The organism is Clostridium isatidis, from assembly GCF_002285495.1.
In the GTDB taxonomy this organism is placed as follows: domain Bacteria; phylum Bacillota; class Clostridia; order Clostridiales; family Clostridiaceae; genus Clostridium; species Clostridium isatidis.
On record NZ_CP016786.1, the window covers coordinates 2,222,090 to 2,235,771 of the forward strand.

Here is a 13,682-nt window from a genome sequence, read left to right on the forward strand (position 1 = left end):
CCTATCCTCCATTTTTCTTACTTTAGCCTTCATTCCAATTTTTAATTTCCCTGCGAAGCCAGTCTGAAAACTTATCTATTCCTTCTCCCGTCCTTGCTGATATAGGAATTATTTCTGCCTTTGGATTTAACTTCTTAATACGTTCTTTGCAGGCTTCTAGGTCAAAGTCAAAATAATTTAAAACATCAATCTTATTAATTAATACAAGGTCTACAACAGAAAACATTAAAGGATACTTTAAAGGCTTGTCATCGCCTTCTGGAACACTTAAAATCATTATGCTTTTTGAGGCTCCAGTATCAAATTCTGCAGGACATACTAAGTTTCCTACGTTTTCTAAGATTGCTAAGTCAATATCTTCAGTTCCTAGAGCTGTAAGTCCCTGTCTTGTCATATCTGCATCAAGATGGCACATTCCTCCAGTATGCAGCTGAATGACTTTAACACCAGTTTCAGAAATTGTATGAGCATCAACATCTGAATCTATATCTGCTTCCATTACTCCAATTCTTATATCCTTTTTTAAGTTATTTATTGTTTTAGTCAAAGTTGTGGTCTTTCCTGAACCAGGTGAGGACATCACATTTAGCAAGAAAGTTTTTTCCTTTTTTAATTCCTCCCTAAGTAAATCTGCCTGCCTATTGTTATCTTCAAAAACACTTTGCTTTATCTCAAGTACCCTAAATTCCGCCATATTATACCTCCATCAATAAATTTGTTTTTAAAAAATATGCCTTTGATAAAAGCTTAACATTCTAAATTTTATATGTCAATATTTACCAATTACTCCTTTTATACTTTTCTACAAAGCTTTATAAAGTAAAAAAAACTTCAACCATATTAACAATTAAGTTAATTATTGATTGAAGGTATATATATTTATTCTTCCATTGGCAATTTAACTTCAAATACAGTCTTATCATCATCACTATAGGCAGATATTTTTCCACCATGAAGCTCAACAATATTTTTAGTTATTGCTAAGCCTAGGCCTGATCCACCCTTATTGCTGTTTCTTGATTTTTCTATTCTATAAAATCTATCAAATATGTAAGGCAGATCTACTGAAGGTATTGCTTCACCATAATTTATTACCTGAACTACTGCCATATCCTCTTCTGCCCTTGTAACTATATCTACATAATAGCCTTCTTGACCATACTTAATTGCATTGGAAAGGAGATTTTCAAAGACACGAACTAATTTTTCTCCATCTCCCTTTACAATTAATTTATCCTCTGAAAAATTTATCCTTGCCTCCATATCTGCCTTTTTAAATTGATATTCAAAATAAGCAGTTACCTGCCCTACTAATTCAACTAAATTAATAATGCTTTTATTTAATTTAATGCTGTTATTCTGCATTTTGGTAAGCTCAAATAAATCATTAATAAGCAGGCTTAGGCTCTTTGCTTTTTCATAGGCAATACTTGCATAGTATCTAAGACGTACTTCATCTTCATATTTATCCTTATCTATAATTTCTAAATAGCCCATTATTGAGGTTAGTGGAGTTCTTAAGTCATGAGAAACATTGGTTATTAAATCATTTTTTGTTTTTTGAGCTATTCTTTCTTCTATTGTTCTCTCCTTAAGCTTTCTTGAAATACTGTTAATATTATCAGCTAAAATTTTCATATCATTATTTATATCAACTTCTATTAACCTGTCTAAATCACCATCGGCCATTATTTCTGTTTGATCTATTATATCTACCAGACTTTTGGTTCTTCTATAAGTTATTAATAGATAAAAAGAAATAAATACTAAAAAAATCATTATATAAGCAAAAATTCCATTAAAAAGAGTATATTTAATGGTACGCCAAAAATCCCAAATATACCAGACCAATGTAGAGGCTGTATATTTATATAAATAATTTAATATATTTTTTGTAAATATGAGAGTTACTAGGGTTAATAATAGGGCATAAATTATATCCATTGCTGAGGATATAAGCATCTTTTTTAATCTTTTATTTTTCAATTTTATATCCAACTCCCCAAACTGTATGAATTATTTTGTTGCCTTCCATATGTTGTTCTAATTTGTCCCTTAATCTGCTTATATGGACCATTACTGTATTATTTGATTGATAATATTTTTCCTTCCATACTTTTTCAAAGATTTCTTCTGTTGTAAAAACCCTGCCCCTATTGCTTGCAAGTAAATATAGGATTTCAAATTCCCTTGCAGTTAGGCCTATCTCCTTATCATCTATTGTTACCTTGTGCTGCATTTTATCTATGACCATTGATTCTATCCTAATTATATTATCTGAAGCCTGCATGCTATTATTCAAAAAGTAGGTTCTTCTAATTAAGGCCCTTACCCTGACTATAAGTTCTAAATGATTAAAGGGCTTGCAGACATAATCATCTGCTCCTGTCATTATTCCCTGAATTTTATCCATATCCTCTGCCTTTGCACTCAGCATAAGAATTGGAATATTATATTTCCCCCTTACCCTTCTGCAGACTTCTAAACCGTCCATCCCTGGCATCATAATATCTAGAACCATTAAATGGATTTCTTCCTTTTCTAATATTTCTAAGGCTTCTTCTCCATTTTTCGCTTTAATTACATCATAGCCTTCATTTAAAAGATTTATCTCTAATAGATCTCTAATTTCCTTTTCATCATCTACCACTAAAATCTTATTTTTCATTGTAACCTCCCATATAGCCTAAAGGCCTAAATATTCTTCTAAGGTGATATTATTCTCATATATATATTTAGCTGCTTCCTTACCAACATACCTAATATGCCAAGGCTCATAGGCTATTCCTGTAATATCTTCCTTTCCATAAGGATATCTTATAATAAATCCAAACTTATGACAATTTTCTTCAAGCCAAATTGCTTCCCTTGAACCCTGAGTTAAAAAATTTTCTTCATTGGTGATATCAATGGCTAAGCCTGTTTGATGCTCACTAAAGCCTGGCTTTGCTACATAGGCTTCTGCCATTTCTTCTCCTTCTGATTTAACTCTTTTTTTATAAATTTTATTTTGAGTTTCATAGGATCTGTATCCAGAGTTTCCTAATAATATTATACCTTCTTTTCTAGCTGAATTTATTAAATTTTCTAAGTCTTCTACAATCCTTTTATCCACATGTTTTTCTTCTCGGCTTATATCACTTGTAAATAAAATATCTGGTATAACTAACTCTTTTGGTTTATAGTCTTTACTTAATCCATAGTTTTTATTAACTAATACTAAATTTACTTCCTTTTCTAGTTCTTCCTTTGTATATTCATTAGAATTATTTACCTTAACTATGCCATCATAAAGCTCTGTCCCCTTATTTAAGGGAATTATATTATTTAATATAAAGTAAAAAATAACAGCTATTATAATAAGTATAATTATTTTTCTTATTTTCCTTTTCATAATAATTGCTCCTCTTCTAAATCTCTTTATATAAATCTTAGAAGCTAGAGCTTACAAGTCTTATAAAAATTTCTTACGAAATCTTAAGTTAAAATTATATTTTTATTAAGCTATGTTTTTCTTAGGAGTAATTAGTAGAAAGATAATTTAAGTTCGTCAGCAATCTTAATTTATTACAAAAAAAGACCAGTTATTTACTGGTCTTTTAAATTTTAATTATATATTATAATTTAAATTTATTTATTCTATTTCTTAAACCCTTGGTCATGTTGCTTAACTCTTGGGCTGTAGCAGCTACTTCTTCTGTAGCAGCAGCCATTTCTTCTGAAGAAGCCATAATTTCTTCTGCTGAGGCTGAAATTTCTTCTGATGTCGCAGAGGCTTGTTCAATATTATTTAATATAAATTCCTTATTTGAACCAATGAAATTGGCAGACGAATTTACTAACTGAATTTTTGGTACTATATCATTTATAGAAGCTACAATTCTTTCAAAGGAATTTATTGCATTGTTAACTACAGTTATTTGCTCATTTAATTCATTACTCATAACTTTAGTTTTTTCTATCATTGAATCTTTACTCTTTTCTGTATCACTAACTAAGGCAGATATATTATCGGAAGAAGTTTTAGATTGCTCTGCTAGTTTTCTTATTTCTTCTGCAACTACTGCAAAGCCCCTGCCTTGTTCCCCTGCCCTTGCTGCTTCTATTGATGCATTTAAGGCTAGAAGATTAGTTTGTTCAGCAATTTTGTTTATTAAATCTGTCATTTCACTTATATTATTAATCTTTTCACCTAAGTTATTAAACTGAATAATAACTCCCTTAAAGGATTCCCTTATTTGATTTATTGCATCTACTAATGCCTGCATGCTCCTATTACTATCAGATGCCATAGTTCCAACAGTTTCTGAAGATTTTTCAACTCCTTGAATTAATTCAATAATTTCATTAATTTGTTCTCCAAAATTAGCAACTACAGTAGTTATTTCTATTAAATCTTCACTTTGGGAGGTTGTACCTTTTGTTACTTCTTCTATTGCAATTGAAACATTTCCTGAAGATACTGACATTTCTTCTGCTGTACTTGCTAAAGTTTCTGCCTTAAGATCTATATCATCTGAAACTTCTTTAACCTTTCTTATAACGGCTGATATTTCCTTTATTGTTTTTGATAAACTTCTCTTCAATAAAGCAAATTCATTATTGTCCTTTGTTTCTAAATCAACTGTAAAGTCTCCTGTTGCTAAAACTTCTAATTTATCATGCATATCTTTTGAAGCAAGTTTAATTATTCTAATAAATTGATAAGAGAATAAAGAAAATACAAGAATTATTGCTCCTATTATAGCTAAAAAAGTTACTCTTGATCTAGTATAAAGACTATCACTTTCAATATAAAGGCTTGATGCCTTTTCAACATTATAAGTCTTTAATTTAAATAAGGCTTCTTCTGCCTTTACTGCAACCGCTGCCAGATTATTATAATCTTCTTCAGAAACCTCTTTTCCAGCAGCTAAATCTTTGTCTATCTTATCCCAATACTTTAAGTATTCTTCATAATTTGCCTTAAAATCATTTATATCTTTTAAATCTTCACTATCCTTAAAGGCACTATTAAATTTCTGAAGGTATTTTTGAATATTTTCATTATGCTTAGCTATGCCGGCATTGTAACTAGTATCATGCTTATACATTTCCTTATGGGCTTCAATTCTCATATTGGCGAATTCGCCCCTAATACCTACTCCAATTGACAAAGGATCTACACTTTCAGTATACATAACCTTTATATTTTCATTAATTTGACTTATGGTAAAATCTCCTACAAAACCTATAACAACTGCAAATACAACTGCTAATAATGATATAAAAAAAACACCTTTTGATAACTTTATATTTTTAAATTTACTAATCATAAGCTCCCACCTATTCTATTAAATATCTGATAAAAATACTAATTATTATTAACTTAAGTTTCTAAGTTTTTAGATATTTTTCTCCTACAAACTTATACAAGAGCCTAATTGTTCTTAAAGCTCTTGAATATTATTTTTATTTAATAATAATTATCATTAAATACCCTTTATTATTTTATCATAAATTCTATAAATTTCTAGCATTATTCTACCGAAGGAAAAAACTACTACAAATTCTAAATAAAAGCTATGATTATTTTAATAAAGGAAATTTACTTGGTTATAATAAGTCATATGTATAAAAAGAATTAAATATCTTTGACATATTTATAAAATCTATGTATAATAATCCTTGTATACGAACTATAATTTAATTTCAATAAAAAATATTCGCATATAGGAGTATGATAATGGATAACGTATTTGATTATGAAGACATTCAACTAATACCAAACAAATGTATAGTAAACAGTCGTTCTGAGTGCGATACATCTATAAACTTTGGAGGAAGAAGCTTTAAACTTCCTGTAGTTCCAGCAAATATGCAGACTATTATAGATGAGAAAATCGCAAGCTTTTTAGCTGAAAACGGATATTTTTACATAATGCACCGTTTCAAACCAGAAACAAGAATAGACTTTATCAAAGATATGAAATCAAAAGGATTGTTCGCCTCTATTAGCGTTGGGGTTAAGCCAGAAGAGTATAAATTTATTGAAGAATTAGCAAAGGAAAATCTTGAACCTGAATATATAACAATTGATATTGCTCATGGACACTCTAATTCAGTTATAAATATGATTCAACATATAAAGAAACACTTACCAAATAGCTTTGTAATTGCAGGAAATGTAGGAACTCCAGAAGCAGTTAGGGAACTAGAAAATGCTGGCGCAGATGCAACTAAGGTAGGTATCGGACCAGGAAAGGTATGTATAACTAAAATTAAAACTGGCTTTGGAACAGGCGGCTGGCAATTAGCTGCCCTACGCTGGTGTGCAAAAGCTGCCACTAAGCCAATTATTGCAGACGGCGGTATCCGTACTCATGGAGATATAGCTAAATCCATTAGATTTGGTGCTTCCATGGTTATGATAGGTTCCCTTTTTGCTGGACATGAAGAATCTCCAGGTGTAACTATTGAAAAGAAAGGAAAGCTTTATAAGGAATACTTTGGTTCTGCTTCCGAATTCCAAAAGGGAGAAAGAAAAAATGTTGAAGGAAAGAGAATGTTCGTTGAATATAAAGGTTCCTTAAAGGATACTTTAATAGAAATGGAACAAGATCTTCAATCTTCTATTTCCTATGCTGGAGGCAAAAAATTAGATGCAATAAGAACTGTTGATTATGTAATTGTTAAGAATTCCATATTTAATGGAGACAGAATATATTAAAAAAAGAAAGGTGTGATACACCTTTCTTTTTTTAATTCACAGTTCAAAATGCAAAGTGCAAAATTTAGGATGAAACTACTGCTTAGTTTCTGAAAATTTATATAAATTATATAACACTATTCATACCTCTTAAACCTTAGAAAAAATTGAGATACATAAACACAAAATATCATCCATATTGCACCAGCTAAAAGAGTTATCAATTGATTTATTAAATCGCTATAAATCCATTTAGCTAAAATTGAAGTTAATTTACTATCGAATATTATATATACTAATGCCGAAATCAAAAAAACTATCTTAACTTGAAACAGATCTTGAAAATATTTTGAACTACAATTCTCACATTCTAGAGTTTTATTTTTATCTAAAAGAGTTTTAATCCTGGCTCTAGGACTAAATTTACTTTTACACTTTAAACATCTTCTCATATCCTATTCCCCCTTGCTTTATCGCCAAAATAAATCCTAAAATTATGCTATTAAAAATTTTAAAGAAAGATATTAGAGAAATTGCATTTAATCAATTAACTGAAGATAATAAGAAAAAAGTGAACTGATGAAAGGTATAATTAAAATAGTTAATTTACACGCCCATAACCTATTAACTAGTTTACAGTTCACAAGGTGCAGTTCACAGTTAAGGATTAAACTACTGCGTAGTTTCTAAAATTATATTTCTATAAGCTCTTTTAGAAATTATAATATTTATAATTCAGCTTAAGCTGAATTATTTCCTAAACTGTACACTGTGAACTGTACACTGCGCACTAATAAAAAGTGCTTCGCAATCTTTATTTATTGTTCACTAGGTAAAAATACTGTTATCCTCGTTCCTATTTCCTTCCTGCTTAAGACGCTGAAGTAGCCTTTATGGCTGTCTACAATCCATTTTGCTATGGAAAGGCCCAGTCCTGTACCTCCATCCTTTCTTACTCTAGCTGTATCTGCCCTGAAAAAACGTTCAAAAATATGGGGTATATCTTTTTCGTCTATTCCTATTCCATGGTCTTGAATAGAGAAAAAAGCTTCATTATTACTGCTCTTACCTACCCTTAGGATTATTTCTTCACCCTTGTCTGTATATTTTGCAGCATTATCAATCAATATTCTAGCTGCCTGCTTAAGTAAGGCTGTATCTCCATAGGCGGTTATATTTTCTGAAGCTGCATATGTGTATATGTGATCCTTATCTATCATCATATATTCTTCTAATAATTCCTTCATCATATCATTAAGGGAAAACTCTGTTGCCTTAAGCTCTGTTTTGCCATTTATTCCTCTAGCTAGGAATAATAACTGCTCCACTAGGTTCTTCATGTTTTCAGCTTCAGTCTTTATAGCAGTTATTGATTCTTCTAATACTTCAGGATCATCTTTTCCCCAGCGGTCTAACATATTGGCATAGCCTTGGATTACTGAAATAGGGGTTCTTAATTCATGGGAGGCATCAGAAACAAATCTTAATTGCTGCCTATTAGCTTCCCTCATTCTATCTAACAGATTATTTATTGCCTCTTCCAATCCTTGAAGCTCACTATCCCCTATGCGAATTCTTTCTCCATAGGCATCTGGACTGATTCTTGATATAGCATCTTCAAGGCTTTGGAATTTCTCTTCATTAAGGGCCATATCACTAAGTCTGCTTGCAGCTTCTGCCATTTCATTAAGAGGTTTTAAAATCCTTCTATTTTTGGCAGTACCAAAGAGAATCTGGCTAATAAGCATAAAGCCCTCTAGAATGCCTACAAATTCAATTGCCTTCAGTAAAAGATTTAAAAAGGAAACTGCATCCTTTACTAGAACTTTTCCATCATCCCATATAACCTTGTAAGTGGCAGTTTCTATTGGATAAAAATTAAAAGATCTTTGAGCAAATTTAACAAACTCTCCATAGAAGCTAATTTCACTTTCAATGCACCATAATACAATTAAAGCTCCAACTATAGCTATATCTATGACTATAAATTTGTAAAATAAATTTCTTACGAAACTTGAATTTAGTTTTATTGCAATGGATGTAACATTTTTATTCTTCTTTTTCTTACTCATCTTTAATTACGTACCCCACACCTCGGACTGTTGTTATTATTTTCACCTTGAAAAGATCATCTATTTTGGTTCTTAAATATCTTACATAAACATCTATTACGTTGGTTTCCCCAATATAGTCATAGCCACATACCTTTTCCATAAGGACATCCCTGCTTAAAACAATATTCTTATTTTCTAATAGTACCTGTAATAAGGTAAACTCCCTGTTGGTAAGTTCTATTTCTTTATCAGCATAGGTTACCTTGTGTCTTAGTTTATCTAAAGCTAACTCACCACATCTTAATATGTCTTCATCCTTCTTTACTGTTACTATTCTCTTTTTAAGGGCTGTTCTTATTCTTGCAAGTAATTCTTCTATGGCAAAGGGCTTAGTGATATAATCATCTGCCCCTGCATCTAGGCCTGATACCTTATCCATCACTGCATCTCTGGCAGTAAGCATAATAATTGGAATGTTGGAATTCCTCCTAATTCTTCTTAAAACTTCCAGCCCATTTATTTCTGGCAGCATTATATCAAGAAGAATTAAATCTACATCTCCCTTTTCTGCAATTTCAAGGCCAGTTCTTCCGTTATTGGCTTTAACTAGCTCATAGCCTTCATGTTTTAACTCAAGCTCAATAAATCTAGCTAATTTTTCCTCATCTTCAACTATTAAAATCTTAGTCATGCTTTCTCACCCTTATGAATTTTTCTTTTATATCCTTTGCATAGTCAGAAGCTCTTTTTAATACTTTATTAACTTCCTTTAAATTTATATTAAGCTTATTTGTAGATAGATAGAATTCTACATCCATAAATAAACTGATTATAGCTGTTGGAATAACAATCCAAAACATAAAAATTGTAAGGATAGTAACAACTGTTAAAGGAAGCTTTAAGGCAAGCTTATCAAATCTTCTTATTTCAAAGAAAATATTATTACAGCTGTCTATAAACCTGCATACATGCTCAAAGAAACCTTGAGAAGCCCTTGGACCTTGATAATTATATTCATTACCGCCCTTAACTTCCTGGATTTCTAGATTAGGCCTTGCCTCATTAGTATAAAAAATACTTATTGAAGGCTTTGGAAGCTTCCCTTGTTCTTCTAAATATAACAAGGCATCTAGCATATCCCAATTGTTATTTTCTAAAGCAATTTTTGCTTCCTCATAACTTATATTTGCTTTTTCTCTTAATTTATTTATTAATTTAAGTTTATCCATAAAAACCCCCAAAAGAAAAGTCTGAGAGACTTTTCAGTTTATAGTTGTTAGTGTGGAGTGTGCAGTTTAGGTTGAAACTACTAGGTAGTTTCTACAATATTAAGCACTTTTCAGTTAGTAGTTAGTAGTGTGGAGTTTGGAGTGTATATTCAGTTAGGAGTTAAGAGTTAGTAGTGTGGAGTTTGTATTCAGTTAGGAGTTTGGAGTTAGTAGTGTGCAGTTTTTTGATACCCTTAGCTATCAATTCAGCTGCTTCTTTAACAGAGATATTAGTTACATCAATTTTCTCTGTATCCATTTCAATATAATTTTTTAATCTTGCCAGGCTTCTTTCAATAACATCCTTCTTCCTTATTCCATCTTCAATGTCCTTTGTAATTCTTTGCTTGTTGCTGTTTTGCCTACTCCCATTGTTCCATTTATAAAGATAATATTTTTCATGCTTCTACCCCTTAGTATTTAACCCAATAATAAATTACATATACCCAGCTTAATAAACCATGGAAAATAGCCCAAGGAATTGACTTCCATGCAGTATAAGAAATAATCATTGCTAAGCATGAACCAAAGGAAATTCCATTTTTAACTGTTGATTTTATAGCCTTATTATTCTTATTTTCTCCCATTACTCTTCACCCCTTAAATAAATACTAGAAAGTAGAATGGAGAAAATCTCCATTCTACATTATTCTTCATAGCTTTCTTTAAAGTCTCTTTTTACATTATCTGCTGTTTCTGATACTTTTTTAAATACATCATTTACTTTGTCACAGTTTATATTTGGTCCACTTAATGAATATTTATATCCACAGAATAATCCAACTATTAATAAAATTACTGTTGGTACTGATAAGAATATTAATAAAAGCGCTGCTATTATTAAAGGTATTCTTATTGGTCTTTCATTGTCCTTTCTAATTTCAAAGAAGTTTGTATTTGCCTTCCTGATGAATTTAGCAATGCCTCTAGCTATTCTGCCAAGGATAGTTCCTAATCCACCATAACTTTCCTTATTAGAATTATTATCTCCTTGGTATTGTCCTTCTGCCTTAACTTCTATTATTTTAGTAGTTTCAGTATTTTCTACTTTTGCATTTCTTTCTAAGTATATTATAGCTTCAAGAAGATCCCAATCAGTTTTTTCTAATGCCTCTACTGCCTCCTCACGAGTTACCTTAGTCTTTTCAATTAAAATTTCTATCATTTCATTTCTTTCCATTTGATTAACCCTCCATTTAATTAATTTTTTTAATCACTTATCATGCTTTTATAATATAGATGGAAGATTAATCTAAAATATAAGAAAGATTAAAATTAGATTAAAAAATTAAATACTTATTTATTTTAAACTTTTTAAATATTCCTCTGCTTCCTGGCGGCTTTTAAATATTGTTATATCCTTGTCTTGATATTTCTTAAGTAAAAGGTATATCTCTGGCAGATATTCCTTATGAAAGTCCTTCACAAATTTCAGGAACTCAGGGTGAAGCTCCTCCTCTATCCAAGGAAAATCTTCCCTTACTTTTCCTATACGGGAAGCTATCCCCTCAAGACAGACTTCAAGATAGGAATTTCAGTCTTTTTACTTAAAGCCCTTGCAAAGGTACTTTTCCCAGCACCAGGACTGCCTATAATTATAATTTTTTTCATAAGATAGTTTTCTCCCTTTAGGTAAATTTATAATTTATTAGCTATTAAGGAAACTAATGACTCATGTAATAATTTAATTATAACATATTATTTAAAAAGATTAGATTTTCGTAATTAATTAAAACTATAAGTCTTAAGGTATTATTCATAAGCCTTAAATGCTTTCTGCTCTGCATAATATGGAGATATATTGTCATCTATCTTTGTTAATTCTTTACCCTCTGCTGAGATCCCTATGATTTCAAAATCTGACCCCTCGAATTTATTCATATATACAAGATATATTCTTGCATCATTAGCATCAATTATTTTCGCTTCGGCTTCTATATTTCTTTTTTTCTCAATAATTTTCACTTTGCTTATATCAGGGGTACCGATTAAGCCGAAATATATTGGAAGTTCCGTCTTTTCTATATTTGGAAATTTAATTAAATATAAAAAAGGCCCTGGGCCTCTAAGGTTTCCAGAGCTCGATCAAATCTATCTAATTGTAATTAAAGCTTATCAGAATTATTTATTGATGTAAATTAGTAAAATCCTAACTACCCTTCCCTATTCCATCTACAGGCAAGGCCCTCAATTAGGTCTAAAAGAATAAATAACACAAGCCCTAAGATGCTTAGAACTAGAATTCCTGAATAAAGATCTATGTAATTAATTCTAGACCAGGAATCCTGAATAAAGTAACCTAGACCTTCACTTGTTCCATAGCCTTCTGAAAAGAATAAAATTGAAAAGGCTGTTCCTAGGGATAGTCTTATGTTGGTTAAGATATCTGGAACTATGGAAGGCAAGGTTACATGGATAAATAACTGCAGCCTGCTTGCTCCAAGGCTGGTTAAAACATTATAATTTTCCTTTCCCACATTAATAATTGAATCTCTTACAGAAACTATTATTGGAAAGACTGTTATTAAAACTATCATTATTATCTTTGACAAGTCCCCAAGTCCAAACAAGGTCATTACTATTGGCAGCAGGGCCATTTTAGGAACTGGATAGGAAAAATAAATAAGGGGATTTAAAAACTTATTCATCTTATCTGAATAGCCCATAATAAGACCTATTAAAATTCCTATAACAAAGGCTATTAGTAAGCCCCAGCCAACCCTATAAAGGCTTGCCCCTACATGCCCTGCAAGGTCCTTCTTAAAAAGCTCAGGAAGATTCTTATATATCTCTAGTGGATTTGGAAGAATCCTTGAATTCATAAGTTTAGCTCCTATAAACCAAAGAAGGTTTACCATTAAAAATCCTTCAATAAAGCCTAAAAGCCTTTTAAATTTTTTCATTCCTTAATCCCACCCTTCACTAGGGATTTTATATGGGAAAATATTTTGGAATAGTCCTCATCTTCCTTATAATTTTTGTTATTAAAGAGCTTGTTATCTATAACTTCAATTATCTGTCCTGGAGTGTTTGATACAACTATAATCTTCCTTCCCATATATAGGGCCTCGTCTATGCTGTGGGTTACAATAAAGGTATTATTCTTGTTTTCATTCCATATTTCCAAAAATAACTCCTGTGCCTCTTCCCTTATTATTGCATCAAGGGCTGAAAAAGGCTCATCCATAAGAAGCAGATCTGGCTTGGACAAAAAACTTCTCACTATAGAAACCCTCTGTTTTTGTCCCCCACTTAATTCCCTAGGATATCTATTTTTTAAGTCATAGATCCCTAGACGCTTCATCATGGCATCCATCTTATCTTGAATTTCCTTATCCTTTGTATTAATCTTCTTTATCTTTAATGGTAAAATGCAGTTTTTTTCTACTGTCTTCCATGGCAAAAGTCCAAAGTTTTGCGGAATTAGGCCTATATTATGAATATGAGGGTTAAGTTTTTCTGATTTTAGAAGAACTTCCCCCTCATATTTCTTTATTATTCCTGCTAGTACCTTTAATAAAGTTGTCTTTCCACAGCCTGAGGGACCTATAATTGCACATATATCCTCTGATTCTATGTCAATATTTATAGGTCCTAGGGCCTTAACTTTTTCATTTTTAGATTCATAGAAGACAGATAAATTCCTTATCTGTATCATAAAATCTCCCTCTT

At 31.1% G+C, this 13,682-nt stretch carries 17 protein-coding genes; 2 read left to right on the plus strand and 15 right to left on the minus strand.

Annotated elements, in window-relative coordinates:
* Positions 1–22 precede the first annotated feature (22 nt).
* From hypB to BEN51_RS10485, 5 genes are all read right to left on the minus strand, one after another.
* Entirely contained in the window at positions 23–694 is a 672-nt protein-coding gene (gene hypB, locus BEN51_RS10465; RefSeq protein WP_119866011.1) for a hydrogenase nickel incorporation protein HypB, read from the minus strand.
* A 185-nt stretch (positions 695–879) separates the two neighbouring features.
* Positions 880–1,986, minus strand: a complete 1,107-nt coding sequence (locus tag BEN51_RS10470; RefSeq protein WP_119866012.1) for a sensor histidine kinase — start codon at positions 1,984–1,986, stop codon at positions 880–882.
* The gene (locus BEN51_RS10475) at positions 1,976–2,668 is read right to left on the minus strand and encodes a response regulator transcription factor (protein WP_119866013.1); all 693 of its coding nucleotides are present in this window, start codon (positions 2,666–2,668) and stop codon (positions 1,976–1,978) included. The genes BEN51_RS10470 and BEN51_RS10475 overlap by 11 nt, the downstream gene beginning before the upstream one ends.
* 18 nt (positions 2,669–2,686) lie before the next feature.
* Positions 2,687–3,394, minus strand: a complete 708-nt coding sequence (locus BEN51_RS10480; protein ID WP_119866014.1) for a M15 family metallopeptidase — start codon at positions 3,392–3,394, stop codon at positions 2,687–2,689.
* Positions 3,395–3,617: 223 nt separating this feature from the next.
* Complete coding sequence (locus tag BEN51_RS10485; RefSeq protein ID WP_119866015.1) at positions 3,618–5,315, minus strand: methyl-accepting chemotaxis protein; 1,698 nt, start codon at positions 5,313–5,315, stop codon at positions 3,618–3,620.
* Between the two features lie 410 nt (positions 5,316–5,725).
* Between BEN51_RS10485 and guaC the strand changes: the two genes are divergently transcribed.
* Positions 5,726–6,709: a GMP reductase gene (gene guaC / locus BEN51_RS10490; RefSeq protein WP_119866016.1), complete on the plus strand. Its 984-nt coding sequence runs from the start codon at positions 5,726–5,728 to the stop codon at positions 6,707–6,709.
* A gap of 116 nt (positions 6,710–6,825) precedes the next feature.
* Here guaC and BEN51_RS10495 read toward each other — a convergent pair whose 3' ends face one another.
* The 7 genes from BEN51_RS10495 to BEN51_RS10520 form a co-directional block, all read right to left on the minus strand.
* On the minus strand, positions 6,826–7,140 hold the full coding sequence (locus BEN51_RS10495; protein WP_119866017.1) for a hypothetical protein: 315 nt from the start codon (positions 7,138–7,140) through the stop codon (positions 6,826–6,828).
* 366 nt (positions 7,141–7,506) lie between these two features.
* The gene (locus BEN51_RS10500) at positions 7,507–8,760 is read right to left on the minus strand and encodes a sensor histidine kinase (protein ID WP_119866018.1); all 1,254 of its coding nucleotides are present in this window, start codon (positions 8,758–8,760) and stop codon (positions 7,507–7,509) included.
* Positions 8,753–9,433 carry a response regulator transcription factor gene (locus tag BEN51_RS10505; RefSeq protein WP_119866019.1) on the minus strand — a complete coding sequence of 227 codons (681 nt, stop codon included), beginning with the start codon at positions 9,431–9,433 and terminating at the stop codon, positions 8,753–8,755. Before BEN51_RS10505 ends, BEN51_RS10500 begins: the two co-directional genes overlap by 8 nt.
* A complete protein-coding gene (locus BEN51_RS10510) occupies positions 9,426–9,971 on the minus strand; it encodes a UBA domain-containing protein (RefSeq protein ID WP_119866020.1) in 546 nt (181 codons plus the stop codon). Before BEN51_RS10510 ends, BEN51_RS10505 begins: the two co-directional genes overlap by 8 nt.
* 351 nt (positions 9,972–10,322) lie before the next feature.
* On the minus strand, positions 10,323–10,412 hold the full coding sequence (locus BEN51_RS14040) for an AAA family ATPase (protein ID WP_236906203.1): 90 nt from the start codon (positions 10,410–10,412) through the stop codon (positions 10,323–10,325).
* Positions 10,413–10,423: 11 nt separating this feature from the next.
* A complete protein-coding gene (locus tag BEN51_RS10515; protein WP_119866021.1) occupies positions 10,424–10,597 on the minus strand; it encodes a hypothetical protein in 174 nt (57 codons plus the stop codon).
* Between the two features lie 59 nt (positions 10,598–10,656).
* Positions 10,657–11,190, minus strand: coding sequence for a UBA domain-containing protein (locus BEN51_RS10520; protein WP_119866022.1), 534 nt, complete (start codon positions 11,188–11,190; stop codon positions 10,657–10,659).
* 231 nt (positions 11,191–11,421) lie between these two features.
* On the opposite strand from BEN51_RS10520, the gene BEN51_RS14150 reads away from it, so the two are divergent.
* Positions 11,422–11,628 (plus strand): hypothetical protein, encoded by a 207-nt coding sequence (locus BEN51_RS14150; RefSeq protein ID WP_164704108.1) that lies wholly within the window; start codon positions 11,422–11,424, stop codon positions 11,626–11,628.
* A 134-nt stretch (positions 11,629–11,762) separates the two neighbouring features.
* Here BEN51_RS14150 and BEN51_RS10530 read toward each other — a convergent pair whose 3' ends face one another.
* The 3 genes from BEN51_RS10530 to BEN51_RS10540 form a co-directional block, all read right to left on the minus strand.
* Complete coding sequence (locus BEN51_RS10530) at positions 11,763–11,975, minus strand: hypothetical protein (protein WP_119866023.1); 213 nt, start codon at positions 11,973–11,975, stop codon at positions 11,763–11,765.
* 188 nt (positions 11,976–12,163) lie between these two features.
* A complete protein-coding gene (locus BEN51_RS10535) occupies positions 12,164–12,913 on the minus strand; it encodes an ABC transporter permease (RefSeq protein ID WP_119866024.1) in 750 nt (249 codons plus the stop codon).
* Entirely contained in the window at positions 12,910–13,668 is a 759-nt protein-coding gene (locus BEN51_RS10540; protein WP_119866025.1) for an ABC transporter ATP-binding protein, read from the minus strand. Before BEN51_RS10540 ends, BEN51_RS10535 begins: the two co-directional genes overlap by 4 nt.
* Positions 13,669–13,682 lie beyond the last annotated feature (14 nt).